This is a genomic window from Curtobacterium sp. MCPF17_018, from assembly GCF_003234135.1.
Taxonomy (GTDB): Bacteria; Actinomycetota; Actinomycetes; order Actinomycetales; family Microbacteriaceae; genus Curtobacterium; species Curtobacterium flaccumfaciens.
Map to the genome: position 1 here is coordinate 190665 of NZ_QKSJ01000001.1, position 22849 is coordinate 213513.

Annotated in this window: 25 protein-coding genes; 15 read left to right on the top strand and 10 right to left on the bottom strand. The window is 71.4% G+C overall.

What is annotated here, in order from left to right; genetic code table 11:
• The first annotated feature begins 98 nt into the window (after positions 1 to 98).
• From DEJ27_RS00915 to DEJ27_RS00930, 4 genes are all read left to right on the top strand, one after another.
• Entirely contained in the window at positions 99 to 758 is a 660-nt protein-coding gene (locus DEJ27_RS00915; RefSeq protein WP_258369760.1) for a DUF308 domain-containing protein, read from the top strand.
• Positions 755 to 1018, top strand: a complete 264-nt coding sequence (locus DEJ27_RS00920; protein ID WP_027464979.1) for a hypothetical protein — start codon at positions 755 to 757, stop codon at positions 1016 to 1018. Before DEJ27_RS00915 ends, DEJ27_RS00920 begins: the two co-directional genes overlap by 4 nt.
• Positions 1019 to 1140: 122 nt before the next feature.
• A complete protein-coding gene (locus tag DEJ27_RS00925; protein WP_081827229.1) occupies positions 1141 to 1680 on the top strand; it encodes an RNA polymerase sigma factor in 540 nt (179 codons plus the stop codon).
• Positions 1670 to 2422, top strand: coding sequence for a hypothetical protein (locus DEJ27_RS00930; RefSeq protein ID WP_146238462.1), 753 nt, complete (start codon positions 1670 to 1672; stop codon positions 2420 to 2422). Before DEJ27_RS00925 ends, DEJ27_RS00930 begins: the two co-directional genes overlap by 11 nt.
• A gap of 133 nt (positions 2423 to 2555) precedes the next feature.
• Here the strand turns inward: DEJ27_RS00930 and DEJ27_RS00935 are convergent, their stop codons facing one another.
• Complete coding sequence (locus DEJ27_RS00935) at positions 2556 to 3467, bottom strand: LysR family transcriptional regulator (protein ID WP_181430048.1); 912 nt, start codon at positions 3465 to 3467, stop codon at positions 2556 to 2558.
• Positions 3468 to 3515: 48 nt separating this feature from the next.
• Here DEJ27_RS00935 and DEJ27_RS00940 point away from each other — a divergent pair, with 48 nt between their 5' ends.
• Entirely contained in the window at positions 3516 to 4811 is a 1296-nt protein-coding gene (locus DEJ27_RS00940; protein WP_111090144.1) for an MFS transporter, read from the top strand.
• A 130-nt stretch (positions 4812 to 4941) separates the two neighbouring features.
• On the top strand, positions 4942 to 5544 hold the full coding sequence (locus tag DEJ27_RS00945; RefSeq protein ID WP_111123554.1) for a hypothetical protein: 603 nt from the start codon (positions 4942 to 4944) through the stop codon (positions 5542 to 5544).
• 91 nt (positions 5545 to 5635) lie between these two features.
• On the opposite strand, the gene DEJ27_RS00950 is transcribed toward DEJ27_RS00945, so the two are convergent.
• Positions 5636 to 6550, bottom strand: coding sequence for a cation diffusion facilitator family transporter (locus DEJ27_RS00950; RefSeq protein WP_110858658.1), 915 nt, complete (start codon positions 6548 to 6550; stop codon positions 5636 to 5638).
• Positions 6551 to 6598: 48 nt separating this feature from the next.
• Here DEJ27_RS00950 and DEJ27_RS00955 point away from each other — a divergent pair, with 48 nt between their 5' ends.
• Both DEJ27_RS00955 and DEJ27_RS00960 read left to right on the top strand, forming a co-directional pair.
• Positions 6599 to 7276, top strand: coding sequence for a DUF4166 domain-containing protein (locus tag DEJ27_RS00955; RefSeq protein ID WP_110858659.1), 678 nt, complete (start codon positions 6599 to 6601; stop codon positions 7274 to 7276).
• The gene (locus DEJ27_RS00960) at positions 7276 to 8250 is read left to right on the top strand and encodes an epimerase (RefSeq protein WP_110858660.1); all 975 of its coding nucleotides are present in this window, start codon (positions 7276 to 7278) and stop codon (positions 8248 to 8250) included. Before DEJ27_RS00955 ends, DEJ27_RS00960 begins: the two co-directional genes overlap by 1 nt.
• On the opposite strand, the gene DEJ27_RS00965 is transcribed toward DEJ27_RS00960, so the two are convergent.
• Positions 8219 to 9181: an EamA family transporter gene (locus DEJ27_RS00965; RefSeq protein WP_110858661.1), complete on the bottom strand. Its 963-nt coding sequence runs from the start codon at positions 9179 to 9181 to the stop codon at positions 8219 to 8221. The two genes, DEJ27_RS00960 and DEJ27_RS00965, sit on opposite strands and share 32 nt — an antisense overlap.
• 72 nt (positions 9182 to 9253) lie before the next feature.
• Between DEJ27_RS00965 and DEJ27_RS00970 the strand changes: the two genes are divergently transcribed.
• Positions 9254 to 10168, top strand: a complete 915-nt coding sequence (locus DEJ27_RS00970; protein ID WP_110858662.1) for a LysR family transcriptional regulator — start codon at positions 9254 to 9256, stop codon at positions 10166 to 10168.
• 84 nt (positions 10169 to 10252) lie between these two features.
• Here DEJ27_RS00970 and purB read toward each other — a convergent pair whose 3' ends face one another.
• Genes purB through DEJ27_RS00985 form a run of 3 tightly spaced genes read right to left on the bottom strand, consistent with a single transcriptional unit; the run spans position 10253 to position 12593 of the window.
• Positions 10253 to 11638, bottom strand: coding sequence for an adenylosuccinate lyase (purB, locus tag DEJ27_RS00975; protein WP_110858663.1), 1386 nt, complete (start codon positions 11636 to 11638; stop codon positions 10253 to 10255).
• Positions 11635 to 12147, bottom strand: a complete 513-nt coding sequence (locus tag DEJ27_RS00980; RefSeq protein WP_017886476.1) for a low molecular weight protein-tyrosine-phosphatase — start codon at positions 12145 to 12147, stop codon at positions 11635 to 11637. The genes purB and DEJ27_RS00980 overlap by 4 nt, the downstream gene beginning before the upstream one ends.
• 47 nt (positions 12148 to 12194) lie before the next feature.
• On the bottom strand, positions 12195 to 12593 hold the full coding sequence (locus DEJ27_RS00985; protein ID WP_110858664.1) for a phage holin family protein: 399 nt from the start codon (positions 12591 to 12593) through the stop codon (positions 12195 to 12197).
• Positions 12594 to 12654: 61 nt separating this feature from the next.
• Between DEJ27_RS00985 and DEJ27_RS00990 the strand changes: the two genes are divergently transcribed.
• From DEJ27_RS00990 to DEJ27_RS01010, 5 genes are all read left to right on the top strand, one after another.
• The gene (locus tag DEJ27_RS00990) at positions 12655 to 13734 is read left to right on the top strand and encodes a histidinol-phosphate transaminase (protein ID WP_110858665.1); all 1080 of its coding nucleotides are present in this window, start codon (positions 12655 to 12657) and stop codon (positions 13732 to 13734) included.
• A 23-nt stretch (positions 13735 to 13757) separates the two neighbouring features.
• Positions 13758 to 14894 carry a thiamine pyrophosphate-dependent dehydrogenase E1 component subunit alpha gene (locus DEJ27_RS00995; protein WP_071404900.1) on the top strand — a complete coding sequence of 379 codons (1137 nt, stop codon included), beginning with the start codon at positions 13758 to 13760 and terminating at the stop codon, positions 14892 to 14894.
• An 86-nt stretch (positions 14895 to 14980) separates the two neighbouring features.
• Positions 14981 to 15940, top strand: coding sequence for an alpha-ketoacid dehydrogenase subunit beta (locus DEJ27_RS01000; RefSeq protein ID WP_110858927.1), 960 nt, complete (start codon positions 14981 to 14983; stop codon positions 15938 to 15940).
• 57 nt (positions 15941 to 15997) lie between these two features.
• Complete coding sequence (locus DEJ27_RS01005) at positions 15998 to 17602, top strand: dihydrolipoamide acetyltransferase family protein (RefSeq protein WP_110858666.1); 1605 nt, start codon at positions 15998 to 16000, stop codon at positions 17600 to 17602.
• Between the two features lie 139 nt (positions 17603 to 17741).
• Positions 17742 to 18323 carry a GNAT family N-acetyltransferase gene (locus DEJ27_RS01010; protein WP_181419937.1) on the top strand — a complete coding sequence of 194 codons (582 nt, stop codon included), beginning with the start codon at positions 17742 to 17744 and terminating at the stop codon, positions 18321 to 18323.
• Positions 18324 to 18327: 4 nt separating this feature from the next.
• Here the strand turns inward: DEJ27_RS01010 and DEJ27_RS01015 are convergent, their stop codons facing one another.
• Together DEJ27_RS01015 and DEJ27_RS01020 are read right to left on the bottom strand one after the other, a co-directional pair.
• The gene (locus DEJ27_RS01015; RefSeq protein WP_110858668.1) at positions 18328 to 18966 is read right to left on the bottom strand and encodes an ABC transporter ATP-binding protein; all 639 of its coding nucleotides are present in this window, start codon (positions 18964 to 18966) and stop codon (positions 18328 to 18330) included.
• The gene (locus DEJ27_RS01020) at positions 18963 to 20990 is read right to left on the bottom strand and encodes a hypothetical protein (RefSeq protein WP_110858669.1); all 2028 of its coding nucleotides are present in this window, start codon (positions 20988 to 20990) and stop codon (positions 18963 to 18965) included. The genes DEJ27_RS01015 and DEJ27_RS01020 overlap by 4 nt, the downstream gene beginning before the upstream one ends.
• A 225-nt stretch (positions 20991 to 21215) precedes the next feature.
• On the opposite strand from DEJ27_RS01020, the gene DEJ27_RS01025 reads away from it, so the two are divergent.
• Positions 21216 to 21950, top strand: a complete 735-nt coding sequence (locus DEJ27_RS01025; RefSeq protein ID WP_017886466.1) for a GntR family transcriptional regulator — start codon at positions 21216 to 21218, stop codon at positions 21948 to 21950.
• 77 nt (positions 21951 to 22027) lie between these two features.
• Here the strand turns inward: DEJ27_RS01025 and DEJ27_RS01030 are convergent, their stop codons facing one another.
• Both DEJ27_RS01030 and DEJ27_RS01035 read right to left on the bottom strand, forming a co-directional pair.
• On the bottom strand, positions 22028 to 22480 hold the full coding sequence (locus DEJ27_RS01030; RefSeq protein ID WP_110858670.1) for a glucose PTS transporter subunit IIA: 453 nt from the start codon (positions 22478 to 22480) through the stop codon (positions 22028 to 22030).
• On the bottom strand, positions 22477 to 22713 hold the full coding sequence (locus tag DEJ27_RS01035) for a PTS transporter subunit EIIB (protein WP_111090145.1): 237 nt from the start codon (positions 22711 to 22713) through the stop codon (positions 22477 to 22479). Before DEJ27_RS01035 ends, DEJ27_RS01030 begins: the two co-directional genes overlap by 4 nt.
• Between the last annotated feature and the right edge of the window lie 136 nt (positions 22714 to 22849).

Here is a 22849-nt window from a genome sequence, read left to right on the forward strand (position 1 = left end):
GTGTGCACGTCCACAGGGGGTGGAGCCGCCGCCGGTCGGGCGTTCACCCCACCGGCGGTAGGATCGGATCCACGATCCGCATGCCCGAAAGAGGTCTCGTGTCCGACACCGTGGACGACGCCACCACCGTGGAAGACGCGACCCAGCGCGCGCGGTACTGGCCGATCCCGATCCTCCGGGCGGTCCCCGCAGCGGTCGTCGCGATGGTCATCACCTTCTCGACCAACCACGCCGCGGGCTACGGTCTCGTGCTGTTCGGCGGCTTCGCCCTGGTCGAGGGCCTCGTGCTCCTGTTCGCCGGGATCTCCCGACTGTCCCTCGACGGCCGTTCGCGCCGCACGACCCTGCTGCAGTCCGTCATCACCCTGGTCGCCGCGGTCGCCGCGTTCGCGTGCAACGGGTTCGGGCTTCCGGCCTTCATCACGGTCATCGTCGCGTTCGCGGTGCTGACCGGGGCCCTCGAGCTGTCCCAGGGGCTCCGTGCCCGACGTCGCTCGCCCTTCGCTCGCGACTGGACCACGATCGGCGGCCTGACGCTGCTGCTCGCGGTCGCCTTCCTCGTCACGCCGCCGGACTACTCCCAGCAGCTCGGTGGCGTGGAGCAGGTCACCGGCACCCTCGACGCCTCGATCGTGCTCGTCGGCCTGCTCGGCGCGTACCTCGCCATCACGGCCGTCTTCCACGTGATCGCCGGCCTCTCGCACAAGTGGGGCACGGCCACGCCGGCCGTCGCCCCGGACGGAGCACCACACGCATGACCACCCCCAGCCGTCGTGACCGTCTGCGCCCGGTCGAGCTCCTCGGGATCTCCGCGATCGTCGCGGTGTTCACCGGGCTCGTCGTGCTGTTCTCGACGCGGGAACTGCAGCTGGCCGTGATCTTCCTCGGCGTCGCGTTCATCGTGGTCGTCGTCGTGCTCGCGATGCTGCAGCTCGCCTCGTCGAGCGAGCAGGACGACAACGACATGCTCGGCGGGCACAAGACGCCGGGCGAGGGCGACGGCGACGACTTCCACTGACGGCTGACGCAGCGGCGATCGCGTCCTGACGCCTGACACGCCCGAGGTCACGGATCAGGAACGGTCCTGTCAGGATCCCGCGTCCTGCCGACACCTCTGGGTGAAGGAGGTGGGATGTGGACGTGACGACCGGCACCGACACGGACGAAGGACTCGTCCGTGCGATGGCACAGGGGGACACCGGAGCGCTCGCACGGGCGTTCGATCGGTACGCCGCCACGCTCACCCGGTACGCCTGGGCACTCGTGGACAACCGGTCCGACGTCGAGGAGATCGTGCAGGACGCGTTCCTCACGCTCTGGCAGCGGGCGGCGACCCTCGAGCTGCCGGCGGACACCGTGCTGCCGTGGCTGCTCGTCGTCTGCCGCAACCACGCCTTCAACACCGGACGCAAGCAGGCCCGTCGTCGCGCGGACGAACTCCCCGAGCACCTCGCCTCGCCCGCCGACCACGACGAGGCCCGCGAGACCCTGCGCTGGGTCCGTGCCGAGATCGCCGCGCTCCCCGACCTCGACCGCCGCATCTGCGAGCTCTGCCTCCTCGAGGGGTACTCCTACGCCGAGGCCGCGGAGCTCCTCGGGCTCACGGTCGGGGCGGTCACCCAGCGGGTCTCCCGCAACCGACGTCGACTCAAGAAGGCGGTGATGCACGATGAACACTGAACCTCCCCAGGGAGACGAGCTGCAGCGCATGCTCGTCTCGATGAAGCAGAACGTCCTCGAACGCGCCACGCCCCGCCCGAAGCGACGTCGTGGTCGCTCGGGGGTCGTGATCGGCGTCGTCGCCCTGCTGGCACTCGGCACCGCGACCGGCGCCGTGGCCCTGACCCTGTCGCAGCAGAACGCCGACCCGGTCGCCGCTCCCACCCGGACCCAGCAGCCCGAGCCCTCGCCCTCCGCGACCACGCCGAGCTCCGCCCCGATCACGGGCGCCCCGATCCCGAAGCCCACCCGGACCCCCACCGTGGCGACGATCCCGGCGACCTGTCGCGACATGGTGCCGGCGGAGGACTACACGCGGCTCTTCGGGGAGAATCCGCTGACCGAGATCTCGAAAGCGAAGGACGGGACGGCCGGCGGCGATGGTGAAGACGTCACCTGGGCGGACGGGGAGTCGGAGATCATCTGCCGGTGGTCCGACCCTCGAGCGGACGTCAGCGGGCTGACCATGACCATCGGGACGGCCGGACCCGGTGCCGCGGACGTGCTCGCGACCAGTCCGCTCCAGTGCGAGGACCGTGACGGCGGCCGGGTGTGCCAGTCGTCCGTCCGGGCCCAGACCGGCCCGGTCGACCAGGTCTCCACCTTCTTCCTGCGCGACGACACCTTCATCGTGATCCGGCAGGCGAACTTCCCGACGAACGGTCTGCTGGACGCCGTCGTCGGGGAGATCTGGGGGGACTGACGGCCTGGAGGCACGTGACGGACCCGACCCGTGCCTCCAGTCCGTCGGTGGCCGGATCGCGAGCAGGAACGGTCGCCTCGCGCACCGTGACGCGACCGTTCCTGCTCACGGAGCACACCGACCACGCCCCGCGTCACCCCACCCGCGCCGCCACGATGTCGCGTGCCAGCGTCCGGACCGCACGGCTCGGCTCCGGGGACGTCCGGACCGCGAGACCGATGCGGAGCGGGTCGACCTCGTCCTCCAGGTCGAGCACCGCACCGTCGTACCGCACCCCCGAGTCCGGCACGACCCCGACGCCGAGCCCGGCCGAGGCGAACCGGATCACGGCGGGCATGTCGTTCATCTCCGCGACGATGCGCCGCCGGATGCCGAGCCGCTCGAGTGCCCCGTCGAGGATGATCCGGTTGCCGAACCCGTGCGCCGTGTCGACGAAGGGTTCATCGGCGAGTTCGGCGAGCGACACCGACGACCGGCCGGCGAGCGGGTGGTCCGACGCGGTGAACACCCGGAACGGCATCTCCCGCAACGGCTCCACGACGACGCCGGCGGGCACGGTGGGCAGGCCCGTGTAGGCGATGTCGAGCCGCCCGGCGACCAGGTCCTGCACGAGCCCGGTCGTCCCCGACGGCGAGGTCATCAGCTCCACGGCGACGAGCGGGTGCTGCCGTCGGAACCGCTGCAGCACGCCCGTCAGGTCGACGATGTCCATGCTCGTGAAGATGCCGAGCCGCACCCGTCCCCGCAGCTCGGCGTCGTCGGCGGTGGCCAGGTCGCGCATCCGGTCGAGGGACTCGAGCACCGCGCGGGCGTGGGGGAGCAGGTCCTCGCCGGCGGGGGTCAGGACGAGCTGTCGGCCGGTGCGGTCGAAGAGCCGCACCCCGAAGCTGCGCTCGAGTGAGGCGACGCCCGCGGACACCGTGGACTGCGCCGCCCAGAGTCGTTCCGCGGCGCGGGTGACGCTGCCCTCGGCGGCGACGGTGACGAACTGTTCGAGCAGTCGGGTCTCCATCGTCCGAGTATCGAGCAGATCGATCGTGCACATCAAGCGCATCCGTTGGACTCGATGCACCCCGAGCGCGATCATCGGAGCATGTCAACCGTCACCGACACCCCGACGGGCACCGTCCCCGCCACCACCGCCGCCGCCGCTGCTGCATCCGCGAGCGACCGTGTCGTCGCCCCGCGCGGACGCCGTGTCCACACCCGTCGGCGCCACGGTTTCGGCTTCTGGGTCGTCGCCTTCGCGTTCCTCGCGGTGATGGCCTTCGCGACCGTCCCCGCGCCCCTCTACGTCATCTACCAGGCCCGCGACGGGTTCCCGACCTTCACCACGACGGTGATCTTCGCGGCGTACGGCGTCGGGGTCGTCGGGTCGCTGTACCTGGCGGGACACCTCAGCGACGTGCACGGGCGGCGCCCGCTCATCCTGGTGTCGATCGCCCTCGAGCTCGTCGCCGCCGTGCTGTTCCTGCTCTGGAACGACGTCACCGGCCTCATCGTCGCCCGGCTCGTGACCGGCCTCGGTGTCGGAACGCTGACGGCGACCGCGACGGCGCACCTCGGCGAGCTCCGGGTCCGTGCGACCGGGTCGAGCGACTCCGCGAAGGGGGCGAGCGTCGCCGCCGGGGCGGTGAACCTCGGTGGGCTGTCGCTCGGCGCCCTGGTCGGCGGAGCGCTCGCCGAGTTCGTCGGGCAGCCCCTCATGGTCCCCTACGTGGTGTTCGTGATCGCGCTGGCCGTCGCGTTCGTGCTGGTGCTGGCCGCACCGGAGACGGTCGACCGCCCCGAGCAAGCCGTGGCCTACCGCCCGCAGCGCATGCAGGCTCCCGAGGGTCAGGGCGCCGCGTTCTGGGCGGCCGGTGCAGCCGCGTTCGCCGCACTCGCCGTGCAGGGGCTCTTCACCTCGGTCGCGCCGAGCTTCCTCGGCACCACCTTCCACGTCACCGACCGCCTGGCCGCCGGGGCCACGACCTTCGGGGTCTTCGCCGCGAGTGCGCTGTCGCAGATCGTCTTCGCCCGACTGTCGCAGCGTGCGCAGATCCGGCTGGGCATGGTGCTGCTGGTCGTCGGGCTGGTCGTCCTCGCCGTCGCCGCGGTCCTGCTGCAGGTCGCCGGGTTCATCGGCGGCGGGGTCGTCGCGGGCGCCGGCGTCGGCCTGCTGTTCCGCGCCGCGATCGGCAGCGCCGCAGCACTGGTCGGTCCGGAGCGCCGTGGGGGCGTGCTCGCCGCCACGTTCCTCATCGCCTACGCCGGGCTCACCGTGCCGGTCGTGGCCGTCGGCGCGGCGCTGCTGGTGATCCCGACGCTCCCCGTCCTGATCGGGTACGTCGTGCTCGTCGCCGTCCTGGCCGTCGTCGCCGGCACCCGGCTGGCCGCGCGCGCCTGACGGGTGGCGGGCCTGGCGTCCGCCCGTCGCATCCCGGAACCAGGTTCCGGACACCGAACCACGCGATCGCGCAGTGCCGTGTCCGGAACCTGGTTCCGTCGTACGGTCGCACTCCCGGCATACTGGGTGCGTGCCCCGGAACCGCAACCGTCCCGTGATCACGGGGATCGCGGCTGTGGTGGCCGCCGGTCTCCTCGCCGGCGGGCTGTTCCTGACGGCACGGCAGGGCGCTGACGACCCGACCATCGGCGGCTCGACCGTCGGTGAGACGACCGGTGCTGCATCGCCCTCGGGTGACAGCACCGTCACGATCACCCGCACGGGGCCGGACATGCCCGGGTCCGCCGCCCTCGCACGGTGCGACAGCACGACCCAGGCTGCCGTTGCGCAGTACGACACCCAGGCGCTGGGTCGTGTCACGCTGCAGTGCGGCACCGCTGCCCAGGGCTACGAGCACATCCGGGTGCGGCACACCGCGGACTGGCAGGACGTCGTCACCGGGCACGGCTCGCGCGACTGGGACGACGCCATGCTCACGGCGGTGCAGACGGCGCTCGAGGACCCGCGCCCCGGGTTCCCGCTCGACGCCGGCGACGGCAAGGTCTGCTACGCCGCACCCGTCCGGTTCGACGACGGTTCACGCCCCGACGACGAGCCCTTCGTCAAGGTGATCGTCTCGGCCACCACCGACCGGGTGATCACGGCGTACCCCACGCGCACCGACGACTGCTGACCCCGGCGCTGTCCACCCGTTCTGCGACAGACCACGCGTCGATCACCTGGTGGATCGTCGCGAAACCGGGGCTTGACGGCCGAGCGCCGACCTACGCGTGCACCTCGTACTCGTGCCGCCGGTGTGACGACGGCTCCAACTGGAACGTCGAGTGCTCCACCGGCACGTCGAAGTGCTCCGCCACGCACCGCTGCAGTTCGTCGAGGATCGCCGGGGCGTGCGCCGTCGAGAAGCAGTGGTCGTCGACGACGACGTGCGCGGTCAGGTTCGGCACGCCGGTCGCCACGAGCGTCGCGTGCAGGTCGTGCACCGCGATGACGTGGTCGAGCTCGAGGATGTGGCCACGCACGTCGTCGAGGTCGAGCCCCGGCGGCGTCGACTCGAGCAGCACGTTCGCGGTCTCGCGCAGCAGCCGGATCGCCCGCGGCAGGATGAGCAGGCCGATCAGGATCGCGGCGACGGAGTCCGCCCGCTCCCACCCCGTCAGCATGAGCACGATCGCGGCGATGATGACGGCGACCGACCCGAGGGTGTCGTTGAGGACCTCGAGCCGGGCGGCGCGCGAGGTGAACCCCTCGCCCGAGGCCCGGAGCAGCACCGCGTAGGCCACCAGGTTGCCGACGAGTCCGACGATGCCGAAGACGAGCAGCGGCCCGGAGTGGATCTCCTCCGGCACGACGAGTCGCTGGACCGCTGAGATGATCACGTAGACGCCGACGGCGAGCAGGATCGCGGCCTGCGCCGTGGCGCCGAGGACCTCGGCCCGCTGGAAGCCCCAGGTGCGCTGGGCGGTCGGCGACCGGCGGGCGAGCCGCGTCGCGACGAGTCCGATGCCGAGTCCGCCGGTGTCGACGACCATGTGCCCGGCGTCGACGAGCAGCGCGAGCGAACCCGTGACCACGGCGCCCACGACCTCGGCGAGCAGGATGCCCGCCGAGATGCAGAACGCGACGAGCAGGGCGCGCTCCGAGGCGTGCCCGACGCCGTGCCCGTGGTCGTGTCCCATGTGCGACATCGTAGGGATCCGCACTGACGACATGCCAGGATCGTCAGCGTGAGCCGGTCGCCCTACGAGCTGTCCACACCACCCGAGGTGCTGGCCCGGCTGCACCCCCGACTTCGGACGTACTTCGGTGCCGTCCCGCCCGGGCACGTCGGCTCCGGCGAGGGCGTGTTCAGCGTCGTCGGCACCCCGCGCCGATGGCTGTGGCCCCTGCTCGCCGTGTTCGCACGCGACGCCGTGCTGTTCCCGGTCTGGGAGCGGGACGTCCCCTTCACGGTCGAGAACCTGCCGGCTCGCGTCCGTCGCGGATCCGGCACCGGCCTGGAGGCCCGCCCCGCCGTCCGCGCGCACCGCACCTTCCACTTCCGCTCCGGATCCCGCACGATGGTGGACGCCATCACCGCCGAACACGACGGCCTGGTCGACCACCTCGGTCGCCGTGGGCGCGTCAGCGCCCGACTCCGGGCGCAGGTCGACGCGGACGGCCCGGACGCGGGCGCCCTGCGCCTGGTCTCCACGCGCGTGACGTTCCGTGCGCTGGGACGCGATCTGCGCCTCCCGGCCGCCCTGAGCCCGCGCGTGACGCTCACAGAACGATTCGATGACGAAGCCGACCTGCAGCGCGTGTCCCTGGTGCTCACCGCGCCGGTGCTCGGCACGCTGTACCGGTACGAGGGGGCGTTCCGGTACGCCGTCGTGCCCGATGCCGGTCCTGAAGGGGGACGTTGATGGTCGAGCAGCAGAAGGTCGTGATCGCGGGAGCGAGCGGCTTCGTGGGGCGGTACCTGCGGGACGCCTTCGCGGAAGAGGGCTACCGGGTCGTCACCATCGGCCGGACCGGCGACGCGGTGTGGGGCAACACCCTGCGCATCCGGGAACTCGTCGACGGTGCAGCCATGGTCGTGAACATGGCGGGCAAGAGCGTCAACTGCCGCTACGGCCGACGCAACCGTGCGGAGATCATGCGCTCACGGGTGGACACCACGCTCGAGCTCGCCGAGGCCATCCGGACGTCGGAGCACCCGACGCCGCTGTGGATGAACGCCTCGACCGCGACGATCTACCGGCACGCCGACGACCGCCCGCAGGACGAAGCCACCGGCGAGATCGGCGAGGGGTTCTCGGTCTCCGTGGCCCGCGCGTGGGAGGACGCCTTCTTCGGCGCCGACCTGCCCGGTACCCGTCGTGTGGCACTCCGGATGGCGATCGTGTTCGGCGACGGCAGCGCCCTGCTGCCGCTCCTCCGGCTCGCGCAGGCCGGCCTCGGCGGGCCGCAGTACGACGGGCCGTGGGTGCCGACGCGCTCCCGGCTCCGCGCCGGCACGTACCACCACCACCGGCCCACGCACGGTCGGCAGCGGTTCAGCTGGGTGCACATCGCCGACGTCCTCGGGTCGATCCGGTTCCTCCGCGACCACCCGGAGATCGAGGGGCCGGTCAACCTCTCGAGCCCGAACCCGTCCGACAACCGCACCGTGATGGCGACCATCCGCGACGCCGTCGGACGCCGGTTCGGGGTGCCGACCTGGCGGTGGATGCTCGAACTCGGTTCGTTCGCGATCCGCACCGAGACCGAACTCGTGCTGAAGAGCCGGTGGGTGGTGCCGACCCGGTTGACCGAGGCAGGCTTCGAGTTCCGGTACCCGCACCTGCGTGGGGCGCTCGCCGGGATCATCGCGGAGCGCCGCCAGCACCGGGGCTGAGCGCCGGTACCGGGACGCCGTCGACCGGGGCCGGGTCCGGCGCCGGGTCTGGGCCCGGGCCGCGGTCCCGCGCCGGACGCGACGACCACAGCACGGCGGCCACGACGACCGCGCCGGCGAGCACCTCGACCAGGTCGGGCACCTCGCCGAAGGCCGCCCACGACGCGAGCACCCCGACCACCGGCACGAGCATCGAGAACGGCGCGACCGTGCTCGAGGGGTAGGTCGCCAGCAGCCGTGACCAGATGCCGTAGCCCACCAGGGTCGCGACGACCACGATGTAGAGCAGGCCCAGGTCGGCGGGCAGCGCCGCCGGCGTGAACGCGGTGCCGAGGGCGGTACCGATGCGGTCCGGTCCCTCGACCACGAGCGACAGCACGGCCATCGGCACGGGCGGCACGACCGCCCACCAGAGGGTCAGGTGCAGCGGGTTCGCGGCCCCCGCCCGCCGGGTCGCGACGTTGCCGATCGCCCACCCGAGGGCACCGCACAGCGCGAGCACGACGGGCAGCAGCGCGGCGGTCTGGGAGCGGTGCAGGGCGATCGCGGCCAGGGCGGCGACGGCGACGGTCACCCCGACGACCTGCCGGCCGGTCAGCCGCTCGCGCAGGAACACCCCGGCCAGCACCACGGTGAAGGGCGCGGAGGCCTGCAGCACGAGCGAGGCCAGCCCCGACGGCATGCCGGACGCCATGCTCAGGTACAGGAACGAGAACTGCAGCACGCCGAGGCCCAGACCGACGAGCAGCAGTCGCCCGAACGGGATCCGCGGCCGCGGCACGAACAGCAGCGTCGGGACCGCCAGGATCGTGAACCGCAGCGCTGCGAGCAGGAATGGCGGGAAGTGCTCGAGCGCGAGTGCCGTCGCAGGGAAGTTCAGTCCCCAGACCACGGCCACGACGACGGCGAGGAGACGGTCACGAGCGGTCATGCTCCTCATCGTCCCGGCCCACACGTTGTAGGTCCATCGAAACCTTCACGAAGCACGATGTAGGGTCCCTGCATGGTCGACTTCGACGTGCAGCTGCTGGCGGTGCTCCGCGAGCTCGCCGAGCGTGGCAGTGTCACGGCCGTCGCCGAGGCCACCCACCGCACACCGAGCGCCGTCTCCCAGCAGCTGCAGACGCTGCAGCGGCAGGTCGGGGTCCCGCTGGTCGAACGCGTCGGGCGTGGCGTCCGGCTGACCCCGCACGGCCAGGTCCTCGCCGGCCTGGCGTCCGGGGTCGCGACCGCCATCGCGCGGGTGGACGCCGCCTGGCAGGAACACCTCGGTGGCACGACCGGACCGGTGTCGCTGGCGATCTTCCCGTCCGCCGCCGAACTGCTGCTGCCCGGCGTGCTCACGCGGATGCAGGCGCACCCCGGCATCGCGCTGACCCTGGTCGACGTGGACGTCAGCGAGGGGGAGTTCGCACCGCTCGCCGCCGACCACGACGTGGTCGTCGGACACCGGTCGGACGGCGTGCGCCCGGCCGACCAGGGATCGGTCGACACCGTGCCGCTCCTCCGCGAACCGCTCGACGTGGCCCTGCCGCCCGGGCACGCCCTGGTCGGCCGCGCACGCGTGGGCATCGACGAGGTCGTCGGGGAACGCTGGATCGGCGTGCCCGAGGGCTACCCGATCGACCGTGTGCTGCACGCGATGGCCGCGGCGACGGACACCCCGCCGAGCGTCGCGTTCCGCACGATCCACCTGCCGGTCATCGAGAACCTGGTGGCGGCAGGTCACGGCATCGCACTCGTCCCGCGGTACACGTCGGGCACGCGGGCCACCGGGCGCTTCCACCTGGCCGAGCTGGCCGACGTGCGCGCAGGGCGCCGGATCGAGGCGCTGGTCCGGCCCGACCGTGCGGTCCGGCCCGTGGTGCGCAGCGTCCTGGAGGCGCTGGTCGCCGAGGCCCTGTACGTCACCACCTGACGGGGGTGCGGTCGGCGGCGGGGCCGCACCGAGCCTCCCGGCCGCCTGGGCGCTGCTGCCGGACCCGGAGCGCGCGCTCCGCGCTCAGACGTCGAGGTGGTCGACCAGCTCGTCCGCCAGACCCGTGTAGGTCGCCGGCGTCAGGTTCGTCAGCCGTGCCTTCGCGCCGTCGGAGATGTCCAGACGGTTCACGAACACGATGAGGTCCTGCTGGCTCACCCGCTTGCCCCGCGTGAGCTCCTTGAGCATCGCGTAGGGGTCCTCGATGTTCGACTGCCCGGCGGTGACCTCCGCGCGGATGACCGTCTGGATGGCCTCGGCGAGGACCTCCCAGTTGTGGTCGAGGTCGTCGGCGAGCTTGGCCTCGTTCACGGCGATCTCGCCCAGACCGCGGCGCAGGTTGTCGAGCGCGAGCAACGAGTGCCCGAACGCGACGCCGATGTTCCGCTGCGTGGTGGAGTCGGTCAGGTCGCGCTGCAGGCGGCTCGTCACGAGGGTCTCGGACAGCGTCGAGAAGAGCGCCGACGAGATCTCGAGGTTCGCCTCGGCGTTCTCGAACTTGATCGGGTTGATCTTGTGCGGCATCGTCGACGACCCGGTGGCACCGGCGACGGGGATCTGCGTGAAGTACCCCATCGAGATGTAGGTCCACACGTCGGTCGCCAGGTTGTGCAGGATCCGGTTGGCGTGACGCACCCGGTCGTACAGCTCGGCCTGCCAGTCGTGCGACTCGATCTGCGTGGTGAGCGGGTTCCACGTCAGGCCGAGGCCCTCGACGAACTCGCGGGACAGCGCGGGCCAGTCGGCCTCGGGGTCCGCGGCGAGGTGTGCCGAGAAGGTGCCGGTCGCGCCGGAGAACTTGCCGAGGTACTCGCCGCCCTCGATCTGGGCGAGCACGCGCTCGAGCCGGTAGACGACGACCGCGAGCTCCTTGCCGAGCGTCGTCGGGGTGGCCGGCTGACCGTGGGTGTGCGAGAGCATCGGCACGCTCTTCAGCTCGACGGCGAGCGTCCGGAGCTTCTCGAGCACGGCGCGGAAGCCGGGCAGCCAGACCTGGTCGACGGTGTCCCGCACGGTGAGTGCGTAGGACAGGTTGTTGACGTCCTCGCTCGTGGCGGCGAAGTGGGTGAGCTCGGCGATCGCGTCGAGCCCGAGCTCGGACAGCCGTCGGCGCACGAAGTACTCGACGGCCTTGACGTCGTGACGGGTCGTCGCCTCGATCTCGGCGAGCTCCGCGATCTGGTCCTGGCCGAAGGTCGAGGCGATCCGGCGCAGCGCGGCCTTGTCGTCGACGCTGAGCGGCGAGGTGGTGAACATCGCGTGGTCGGTCAGGAAGATGAGCCACTCGACCTCGACCACGATGCGCGCGCGGTTGAGGCCGGCCTCGGAGAGGTGCTCGCCCACCGTGTGCACGATCGGGTAGTAGCGCCCGTCGAGCGGGCTGATCGGCTGCGGGGGAAGGGGGGTCATGGGGCTCCCTGACGGACTGCCGGCTCGAGCTGGTGGAAGAGCGCCCGGCAGGCCCGTTCGACGGTCGAGAGCACTCGGTCGAACTCGTGCCGGTCCGCGTAGTACGGGTCCGGCACGTCGGCCTGCTGGGGCCAGGCGGCGTCGTACCGCAACAGGAGCGTCACCTTGGCGGAGTCGTCCATGGTCGGGGCCCACGAACGCAGGATGCGCTCGTGGGAGCGGTCGAGTGCGACCACCAGGTCGAGGTCCGGGAACCGGTCCGGGTCGAACTGACGGGCGCGATGCCTGCTGCCATCGTATCCGCGCGCCGCCAGCGCTGCGATCGTGCGCTCGTCGGCGGGTTCACCGACGTGCCAGTCACCGGTGCCGGCCGACTCCACCTGGAACCGGTCGGCCAGACCGGCGTCCGCGGCGATCTGCGCGAACACGACACCGGCCATGGGGGAGCGGCAGATGTTGCCGCTGCAGACGAACGAGACGCGGAACGGGGCGTCGACGTCCTGGGTCATGACCACATCATGACGCAGGGCGGGGTCCTCCGCGAGGTCCGCCGGGGTCACGCCCGCTGGCGGTTGAGCACCGGGCGGGCGAAGAGCCCGATGAGCCACGCGAAGACCGCGAGCACGAAGGCGCCGACGATGCCCCAGCCGAAGGAGTCGACCTCGAGCCCGAAGCCGAACGCCTCCGAGATGCCCGCGACGATGAGCAGCAGGATCGCGTTCACGACGAACGAGATGAGCCCGAGCGTGAGGATGTAGATCGGGAACGCCACGATCCGGATGACCGTGCCGATCACCGCGTTCACGAGACCGAAGACGAACGCCACGAGCAGGAAGGTGAGGACGGTCGCCGTGGTACCGCCGTCACCGAACGGCGTGACGGAGACGCCGCTGACGATGAGCGTGGTGAGCCAGAGCGCGAGGGCGTTGACGACGAGGCGGACGAGGAATCGCATGCGCCCATGATGCCCTCGCTTCCCCTCGTGGGTGCCGTGGGCCTGCCGGTAGCCTGAACCCGTGAGCGAGCAGCGTGTGCACATCCGGCCCGAGGTGGCCGTCCTCCCCGCGTACAAGCAGGGGCGACAGGCGTCCGACTCCGCCTTCAAGCTGTCGAGCAACGAGAACCCGTTCCCGCCGCTCCCCGGGGTCGTCGAGGCCGTGCAGGCCCAGACCTCGTACAACCGCTACCCCGACGCCACCGCCCTCGCCCTGCGCGCCGTGCTGGCCAACCGCTTCGGGCTGACCGCCGAGCAGGTGCACGTCGCCCCGGGCAGTGTCGCGATCCTGCACGAGCTCGCCCGCGCGACCTCCGGCCCCGGCGACGAGATCGTCTACGCGTGGCGCTCGTTCGAGGCGTACCCCGGGGTCGTCACGGTCGCCGGTGCCACCAGCGTGCAGGTGCCGAACCGACCCGACGGCGGGCACGACCTCGACGCGATGGCCGCGGCCGTCACCGAGCGCACCCGAATGGTGCTCGTCTGCTCGCCGAACAACCCGACGGGGCCGATCGTGACCGTCGCGGAGTTCGACGCGTTCATGGCCGCGGTGCCGCAGTCGGTGCTGGTCGTGCTCGACGAGGCATACGCCGAGTTCGTGACCGACGACGCCGCCGTGCACGGCCACCCGTTGCTCGCCGCGCACCCCAACCTCGTGGTCCTCCGCACCTTCTCGAAGGCGTACGGGCTCGCCGGGCTCCGGGTGGGCTACGCGCTCGGTCCGGACTACGTGCTCGACGCCGTCCGGGCCTGCGCCATCCCACTGTCCGTGACCGCCCAGGGCCAGGCGGCGGCGCTCGCCAGCCTGGAACGCGAGGCCGAGCTGCTCGAACGTGTGACCGAGATCGCGACCCTGCGCGACCGGATCGTCGTCGAGCTCCGGGCACAGGGCTGGGACGTCCCCGACGCCCAGGGCAACTTCCTCTGGCTGCCGACCGGCGAGCGGACGGCCACCGCGGCGGCCGCGTTCGAGGACGCCGGCATCATCGTCCGGGCCTTCCCGCCAGAGGGCATCCGCATCTCGATCGGCGAGCACGAAGCTGTGGAAACGCTCCTCCAAACAGCCCGCTCACTTGTGGGGGACCTCCAGGTGGCCGACTAGTGCCTGGCGCTACGCTGGCCCGCATGTCATTCCGCGCCGCGGCTCCCGCGACGACCACCGTCCGGCTCCTCGACCCCGAGGGTCGGTTCGTGGAGACCGACGAGAACGCCGAGTTCGCCGCCGCCGCGCGGGCGATCCCCGACGAGACCCTGCTGGCGATGCACCGCCGCATGGTGCTGACCCGTCGGTTCGACCACGCCGGCCACAACCTCCAGCGCACCGGCCAGCTCGGCCTGTGGGTGCCCAGCCACGGGCAAGAGGCCGCGCAGACCGGCTCGGCCTTCGCCCTCCGCGCCCAGGACCACGTGTTCCCGTCCTACCGCGAGCACGCCGTCACCATGCACCGCGGCGTCGAGCCGATGGAGATCATCGCGATGTACCGCGGGCAGACCCACGGCGGGTGGGACCCGGACCAGCGCGGCAACACGCACATCTCCACCCTGGTGATCGGCTCGCAGACCCTGCACGCCACCGGGTACGCGCTCGGCCAGAAGCTCGACGGCGACGTCGGCACGGGCGACCCGGACCGTGACGCCTGCTCGATCGTCTACTTCGGCGACGGCGCCACCAGCCAGGGCGACGTGAACGAGGCCTTCGTGTTCTCCGCATCGACCAAGGCCCCGGTCGTCTTCTTCCTGCAGAACAACCACTGGGCCATCTCGGTGCCGGTGTCGGTGCAGTCCCCGACGCCGCTCGTCGACCGCCCGCGCGGCTTCGGGATCCCGAGTGTCCTGATCGACGGCAACGACATCCTCGCGTCCTACACGGCGTCGGTCGTCGCGACCGAGCACGCCCGCAGCGGACAGGGCCCGGCCTTCATCGAGGCCGACACCTACCGCATCGGTGCGCACACCAGCTCCGACGACCCGAGCCGGTACCGCGCCGACGGCGAGCTCGAGGAATGGGTCCTCCGCGACCCGATCGTCCGGTCCGAGGCGTACCTGCGCTCGAAGGGTGCGACGGACGAGCAGTTCGCCGCGTTCGACGAAGAGGGCGAGGACATCGCCGCCGACGTCCGACGCCGCACCGTCGCCCTGACCGCACCGTCCGTCGACGTCATGTTCGACAACGTGTACCGCGAACCGCACCCGCGGATCACCGAGCAGAAGGCCTGGCTCGCCCAGTACGAGGCCGGCTTCGAAGGGGGCGCCCACGCATGAGCACCACCGAGCAGCTCTTCGACTACACGCTGCGCTCCCACCCGGGCGCCGGCGAGGTCCCGAGCGACCCCACCCCGACCCTGCCGATGGCCAAGGCCCTGAACGCCGGGCTCGCCGCGGCCATGGAAGCGGACGACAAGGTCCTGCTGATGGGCGAGGACATCGGCCAGCTGGGCGGCGTCTTCCGCATCACCGAGGGCCTGCAGGACCGCTTCGGCGCCGAGCGCGTGCGGGACACCCCGCTCGCCGAGGCCGGCATCATCGGCACCGCGATCGGCCTCGCCCTGCGCGGCTACCGCCCGGTCGTCGAGATCCAGTTCGACGGCTTCGTGTGGCCCGGCTTCGACCAGATCACCTCGCAGCTCGCGAAGATGGCGAACCGCCTGCCGGCACACATGTCGCTGCCCGTCGTCATCCGCATCCCGTACGGCGGCCACATCGGCGCCGTGGAGCACCACCAGGAGTCCCCGGAGACGTACTTCGCGCACACCCCGGGCCTGCGGGTCGTCAGCCCGAGCACGCCGAACGACGCGTACTGGATGATCCAGGAAGCCATCGCGTCGAAGGACCCGGTGATCTTCCTCGAGCCGAAGTCCCGCTACTGGCCCAAGGGCCAGGTGGACCTCGTCGACGGCCACGTCCCGATGCACACCACCCGCGTCGCCCGCACCGGCACCGAGGTCACGCTGGTCGGGCACGGTGCCATGGTCGCCACCCTGATGCAGGCGGCGGACATCGCCGAGGCCGAGGGCACCAGCTGCGAGGTCATCGACCTCCGCTCGATCTCGCCGATCGACTGGGAGCCGCTGCTCGCCTCCGTCCGCAAGACCGGTCGCCTGGTCATCGCACAAGAGGCCTCCGGCTTCGTCAGCGTCGGCAGCGAGATCGCCGCGACCGTCGCCGAGAAGGCGTTCTACACGATGCAGGCGCCGCCGCTGCGGGTGTCCGGCTTCGACGTGCCGTTCCCGGTCTCGAAGCTCGAGCACCTGCACCTGCCGGATGCCGACCGCATCCTCGAGGCCGTCGACCGCGCCCTCGCCTACTGACCCGTCCGACCGAGGACCCGTCCGACCGAGCTCGACCAGATCCACGAAGGAGCCGTAGTGGCCGCCGCCGAATTCCCCCTGCCCGACGTGGGTGAAGGTCTCACCGAGGCCGAGATCGTGCAGTGGCGCGTCGCGATCGGCGACGAGATCGCCGTCGACCAGGTGCTCGTCGAGATCGAGACCGCGAAGTCGCTCGTCGAGCTGCCGTCGCCGTTCGCCGGCACCGTCACCGGCCTGCTCGTGTCCGAGGGTGACACGGTCGAGGTCGGCAAGCCGATCATCCGCGTCGACTCGGACGCCTCGGTCGCGTCCGGAGCGGCCCTCACGCCCCCTGCGGAACAGTCGGGAGGCGCGGTGCCCGTCGCCGAGACCGCCCCGGTCTCGCCCGTGGTTGCGTCCACCCCGCCGGCACCCGCAGCACCGTCGGCCCCGGTCGCGCAGACCCCTCCCGCTCCCGCGGCGGTGCCGGCACGTGCCGCTGCCCCCGCACCGGTTGCGCCTGCTCCGGCTGCTGCCGCCGCGCCGGCGGCGCCGGTCCAGCCGGTCGCGGTCGACGCCTCCGTCCAGGGCACGGACGAGTCCTCCGGTGCCGTCCTCGTCGGCTACGGCTCGGCGACCTCGTCGCCCTCCCGTCGCAAGCCGGGCGCCCGCCGGGCCGCAGCGCTCGCGGCCGAGGCGAGCCGCGCCTCCAGTGTGGACACCGCCGCGGCTGCCGAAGCCTCCGTCGACCCGGGCGAGGAGAGCACTGCCGAGGCGATCAGCGCCCTCGGCACGGGCTCCGCGCACAAGCAGAGCACCGCGACCAACGTGCTGGCGAAGCCACCGATCCGGAAGCTCGCGAAGGACCTCGGCGTCGAACTGACCGAGATCGTCGCGACCGGTCTGGCCGGCGAGGTCACCCGCGACGACGTCATCCGGCACGCGAAGCAGGCCAGCGTCTTCCGGAACATCGAGACGCCCGAGTGGGGCGAGGTCCGCAGCGAGACGATCCCGGTCAAGGGCGTCCGCAAGGCCATCGCCACCGCGATGACGACGTCCGCGTTCACGGCACCCCACGTGTCGCTGTTCGTCGACGTCGACGCGACCCACACGATGGAGTTCGTCAAGCGGCTCAAGGCCTCGCCGACGTTCGCCGGCGTCAAGGTCTCGCCGCTGCTCATCGTCGCGAAGGCCGTCATCTGGGCCGTCCGCCGGAACCGTTCGGTGAACTCGACCTGGACCGACCGCGAGATCATCGTCCACCACTTCGTGAACCTCGGCATCGCCGCGGCGACCCCGCGCGGGCTCATCGTGCCGAACATCAAGGACGCGCAGGACATGTCGCTGCTCGAGCTGGCACAGGCGCTCGAGGAGCTCACGCTGACCGCCCGCGACGGCAAGACCACGCCGAAGCAGATGGCGAACGGCACGGTGTCGATCACGAACATCGGTGTGTTCGGCATGGACACCGGGACCCCGATCCTCAACCCGGGCGAGGTCGCGATCGTCGCCATGGGCACGATCAAGCCGAAGCCGTGGGTCGTCGACGGCGAGGTCCGCTCGCGCATGGTGACGACCATCGGTGCGTCGTTCGACCACCGGGTCGTCGACGGTGACGTGGCGTCCCGCTTCGTGCACGACGTCGCCTCAGTGCTCGAGGAGCCCGCGCTCCTGCTCGACTAGCGCAGGTCGTTCCGCTTCGTGAGCAGAAATGGTCGGGTTGCTTCGAGCCACTCGACCATTTCTGCTCACCATCTGCGGGCTTCCGCAAACGTCGCGTGGTGTTCACACGGATGTCGGGGGTCGGCGGCATGATCGGTGCATGGTCCACCAGCTCCTGACCCCCTCGCAGGAGATCCGAACGGATCGCCTCCTGCTCACCCCGCTGACCCCGGCCGACATCGACGACGTGCACGCGCTCTTCTCGGACGCCCGCACGTGGCAGCACCTGCCCACCGGCCGGCACGTGGCACGGAGCTCGAGTGTGGACATGGTGCAGCGCAAGATCGGCGGTCGTGCACGCCACGGCCTCGGGTCCTGGGCGGTCCGCAGCGCTTCCGACCACGCCTTCGTCGGTGTCGGTGGCGTCGACATGACCGCCGGTGGGGTCTGGAACCTCGGGTACCGACTGGCGCCCGCGGCATGGGGGCAGGGCTTCGCGTCCGAGATCGCCCTCGCTGCCGTCCGTGCCGCCGCCGACACCGCTCCTGACGTCCCGGTGACCGGCCGCGTGCTCACGAACAACCCCGCATCTGCAGCCGTGCTGCGTCGTGCCGGGCTGTCGCTGGTGTGGCAGGGGGCTCCCGCCCCGCAGAACCGAGCGGCCGCCGGGGTCGAGGGGCAGGTCTGGACCGATCGGCTGCTCTCCGACGAGCAGTTCGCCTGGCTCGTCGCCAACGCCTGACCCGTCAGCCAGCGGGTCCGCTGAGCCTGATGCTCCGTGCGGCGCGCGCTTCGACCGACGACGAATGTGTCGCGATCAGGACGGCCGCTCCGTCAGCCGCCAGCTCGCCCAGCAGGTCGAGCACCATCGCCGCGTTGTCCTCGTCGAGGGCACTCGTCGGTTCATCGGCGAGGATGACCGACGGACGCTTCACCAGGAGTCGCGCCATCGCGACCCGTTGCTGCTCGCCGCCGCTGAGTTCGTGGACCCGGTCGGTTCCGCGTCCGGCCAGACCGACACGGTCCAGGGCCTCGCCCGTCCGGAGGCCTCGGTGTCTCCGCCGTCCGTCTGGCAGGCGAACCACGTCGAGGTTCGACTGGACCGTCATGTCCGGCACCAATCCGAAGTCCTGGAACAGGTACCCGAGGTGGCGCCGCCGGATCAGTCGAGCCCGTCGCCCGTTCGAACCCGCTGACTCTCCGTTGATCCGGATCGTGCCGAGGTCGAGCGCATCGATGTGCCCGATGCAGTCGAGCAGCGTCGACTTCCCGCAGCCGCTCGGCCCGACCAAGCCGACGATCTCTCCCCCCGCCACCACGAACGACAGGTCGTGCCACAGCGCGCGGCCTCCGCGACGCTTCGATGCGTTCCGTACCTCGATCATCGTGGTCCGCTCCCTCGGTTGCGTGCAGTGCTCCGCGCCGTGACGGCCATGACGACGAGGCTCGTGGCGCTCACCGCCGCGAGCGCCACGAGTGCGATCGCCCCGGCGACTCCGGCTGACTGCGCCACCGGGTCGAGCGCCGATCTGAGCCCGCTCCCGTCCGGGCGTTGCGACCACCAGGTGTTGACGACGGCGATGGCGGAGATCGAGACCAGACCGGCTTCGATCGTCAGCAGGCCAGCATCGGTGCGGACGGGCGAGACGCCACTGGTGAACTTCGCGAACAGCGCACGGCCGTGACGGCGTCGGTGCGCGAGCGTGGCGACCATCCCGAGCATGACGCTGACTGCGAGGGTGCTGACCAGGGTGCCCGTCCCGACCGCCACGGTCGTCGCTGCGTGCCGTGCCTGTTCCGCCGCAGACTGACCCACCGCGACGACCGCGCTGAACTCGGTGCGGATGCCCGACGCGCCGATCGACCGCTCGGCGGCAGCACGGGACGTGAAGACGACGTCTCCGGTCGACAACCACGATCCGAGTTCATCGGCCGAGAAGACGTCGACCGGCGTGGGGACGACCACGATCACGGCGTCGTCGAGCCACGCGCGCGACGACGCGTCGTCCGGGTACGAGTAGACCTGCTGGCGGGCCAGCGTGCCACCGGTGACGTGCTCGAGGAGGGCGTCGGGTGCATCCCGCAACTGCCAGTCGGTCAGACCCTCGACGAGCCGATCGCGGGAGAGCTCACTGTCGGCAGGCATCCACACGGCGATTTCCGCGCCGTCGGTGGTGATGCGGGCCCCGTCCGCGGAACGGACGTCCTGCAGATCGAGGTAGCCCTGGTCGACGACGAGCGCAGGAACCGTCGACTTCCCTCGGCCGCTCGACACCTCGACCGCGGCGGCGAGGAACGCATCACGCCGCGCGAGCGCCCCACCGGCGAAATCGCCGATGCGGTCCCAGTAGGCCTGCTCCTCGACCGGGCGGGGATCCGGGGTGACCCACAGCTGGACGGTGTCACCGGCCGCCCGAAGATCCCGTTCTGCCGTTCCCTGTCGTGCGGTGGTCACTGCCCCGGTCAGTTCGAAGACGGCCGCGACGAGCAACAGGAGCGCGGGCACCCGTGCGATCTGTGCGACGAGCAGGAGCGCGCCCGCTGGTCGAGCGCCCCGCAGTGCGGCGGCCAACGGCTGTCGACACGCGACCACCGTGCCGATCGTGTGCGCGACGACGACCGGTGCGAGCAGCCCCACGCAGAACACGGAGATCGCGGCGGCGAGGGTCGCCGCCGAAGTGAGCCCGTTGTAGAACCAGAGCCCGGTGGCTGCGACGGGTACCCCGATGACGGTGACGAGCATGGCGGTCCGGAGCTCAGCCAGCTCCTGGATCACGATGGCGGCTGTGGAGTCTCCGTGCAGTCGGCGGACTGCGCTGCGGCGAGGGGCCCCGACGGTCGTCATCAGGCAGAGCGCCACGCATCCCGAGACCAGTGCTCCGACCAGGGCCAGGGTCTGATCCAAGCCGTCGGTGACGCCGATGCGTTGCAGGAGCGGCACGCGCTCCTCGCTGACCTCGTACCCGGCGTCTGCCAGTGCGCTCACGACGGCTCGCCGCGCATCGTCGTCCCCGAAGACCGAGTACGAGCCGGTCGGGTCGAACTGGTCGAGTTCCGACATCGGACGGACGGTGGTGACCATCGATCTCGTGAAGTCCTCGTACCCGTCGAGGAGCCAGCCGGCTCCGCGGCTCGAGGGAGCGTCGGTGACGAGCGCCACGCGGCGCGTCGTCGGAGCTTCACGGTCCGCCACCACCCGGGCGATCGTCGCGTGCTCGGCCTCGGCGACCTGCTCGAGTGCGATCGCGACCCGCTGGTTCGATCTGGTCTCAGCGCCGGCGGCAGCGGTCACCACGGACGAGGCGCCCACGATGCCGGCTTCGCTGACCTGCGCCAGGCCGATGAAGCCCAGAACGGAGGCCAGGAGGGGCGGCACGAAGTAGGCGAGCGTCACCGATCGGATGTTCATGGTCCCCCTTGCGGCGAGCGGGAGCGGGCGGTCGCTCGAGACCGCCCGAGGCTCGACCGATCGTGGCAGCGGCGCACCACTGATGTCAAGAATGTGAAATGCATGCGCCATGGCGACCGCGACGACCGACGTTGGTCTTCCCGGCCTGACTCGCTACTGTGATGGGAACTGGTCATGTCCGCGCATGACCACCGCCCAGGACCAGCAACGGAGCACGAGGGACGCATGACGAGCCGCATCACCGAGGGTGCCGAACCGAAGCACCAGCAGTTGCGGCGCATCCTGCTCGACCTCGTCACCACACGGCTGGCTCCCGGCGCCGCGATCCCGTCCGAACGCCAGCTCATCGCCGAGTACGGCGTCTCCCGGATCACCGTGCGTGAAGCGCTCGGGCAGCTCGTCAACGAGGGGTACCTCGAGCGCGTCCGCGGCAAGGGCACCTTCGTCGCGCACCGGCCGGTGCAGTCGACGCTGCACCTCGCCTCGTTCACCGAGGAGATGCGGGCGATGGGGCACGAGCCGACGACCGTGGTGCTCGTGCGCGAGGAACGCGTGCCGCCGGCCGACACCGCCGCGGCCCTGCGGATCGATCCGGACGTGCCGGCCTTCCACGTGAAGCGCCTGCGGATGGCCGACGGCGCCCCGGTCTCGATCGACGACGCCTGGCTCGTGGCCGACGCGTTCCCGGGCCTGCTCGACCATGACCTGTCCGGGTCGGTGTACTCGATCATCGCCACGGAGTACGGCACCCCCATCGACCGCGCGCAGCAGACCGTCGCCGCGAACCCGGCGGCCGACGACGTCGCGACGTTGCTCGGGACGAAGACCGGAGCGCCGGTGCTCGAGTTCGACCGGGTGTCGTACGCGGGGGAGCGCCCCGTGGAGCACACCCGGAGCTGGTACCGCTCGGACCGCTACCGGGTGCAGATGGAGGTCACCGCGACCCCCGCGGTCGCGTAGTCCGCCCAGCAACGCGAAAGCGACTGTGTGCCGCGGGTGTTCCGCAGCGCACAGTCGCTCCCGACGAGGAAGACCCCTCAGACCTCGAAGAGGGTGTCGCCGTCGAGCACCGTGGTGCCCACCGTCCCCTGGTCGACGCTGTCCGGCGTCGAACCGAGCACGACGACCGGGCAGATCGGCGAGTACCCGGCTGCCGAGATCACCGAGGGGGTGAACCGGACGACGGGGTCACCGGCGGTGACGGTGTCGCCCTCGGTCGCGAGGAGCTCGAAGCCCTCGCCGGAGAGCTTCACGGTGTCGATGCCGACGTGCACCAAGATGTCCGTGCCCGCGGTGCCCTGCAGCGCGAACGCGTGCGGGTGCAGCTTCACGATGGTGCCGTCGACCGGGGCCACCGCGGTGACCGCGCCCTCGACGCCCGTCGGGTCGACCGCGACGCCGGCACCGACGAGCTGCCCGGCGAACACCGGGTCGGGCACGTCGGCGAGGGCGACGACCGGGCCGCCGAACGGGGTGCGGACGACGGTCACAGTTCGTCCTGGATGTCCTGGGCGAGGTTGTCGGCGACCGTGCCGACGATGACCTGCCAGCCGGTGCCACCACCGACGACGGCCTGGGCCCCGGCGGCCTGCAGGGCAGCCTTGTCGACCAGGTCCCCGTCCTCGACCTCGACGCGGAGGCGCGTGACGCAGCCCTCGACCTCTTCGATGTTCTCGGCACCGCCGAGTGCGGCGATGATGTCGGCTGCCTTGATGTCGGCCATCGTTTCCTCCTCGTTAAGGGTTTGCGTCGCAGGTTGACACCGGACCGCTCGCGGATCAGACTACGGAACTGGTCATGACCGGACAGGACCGGACCTGGCGACACCGCCGAGGTTACCTGCGCTGGCTGCACGACTC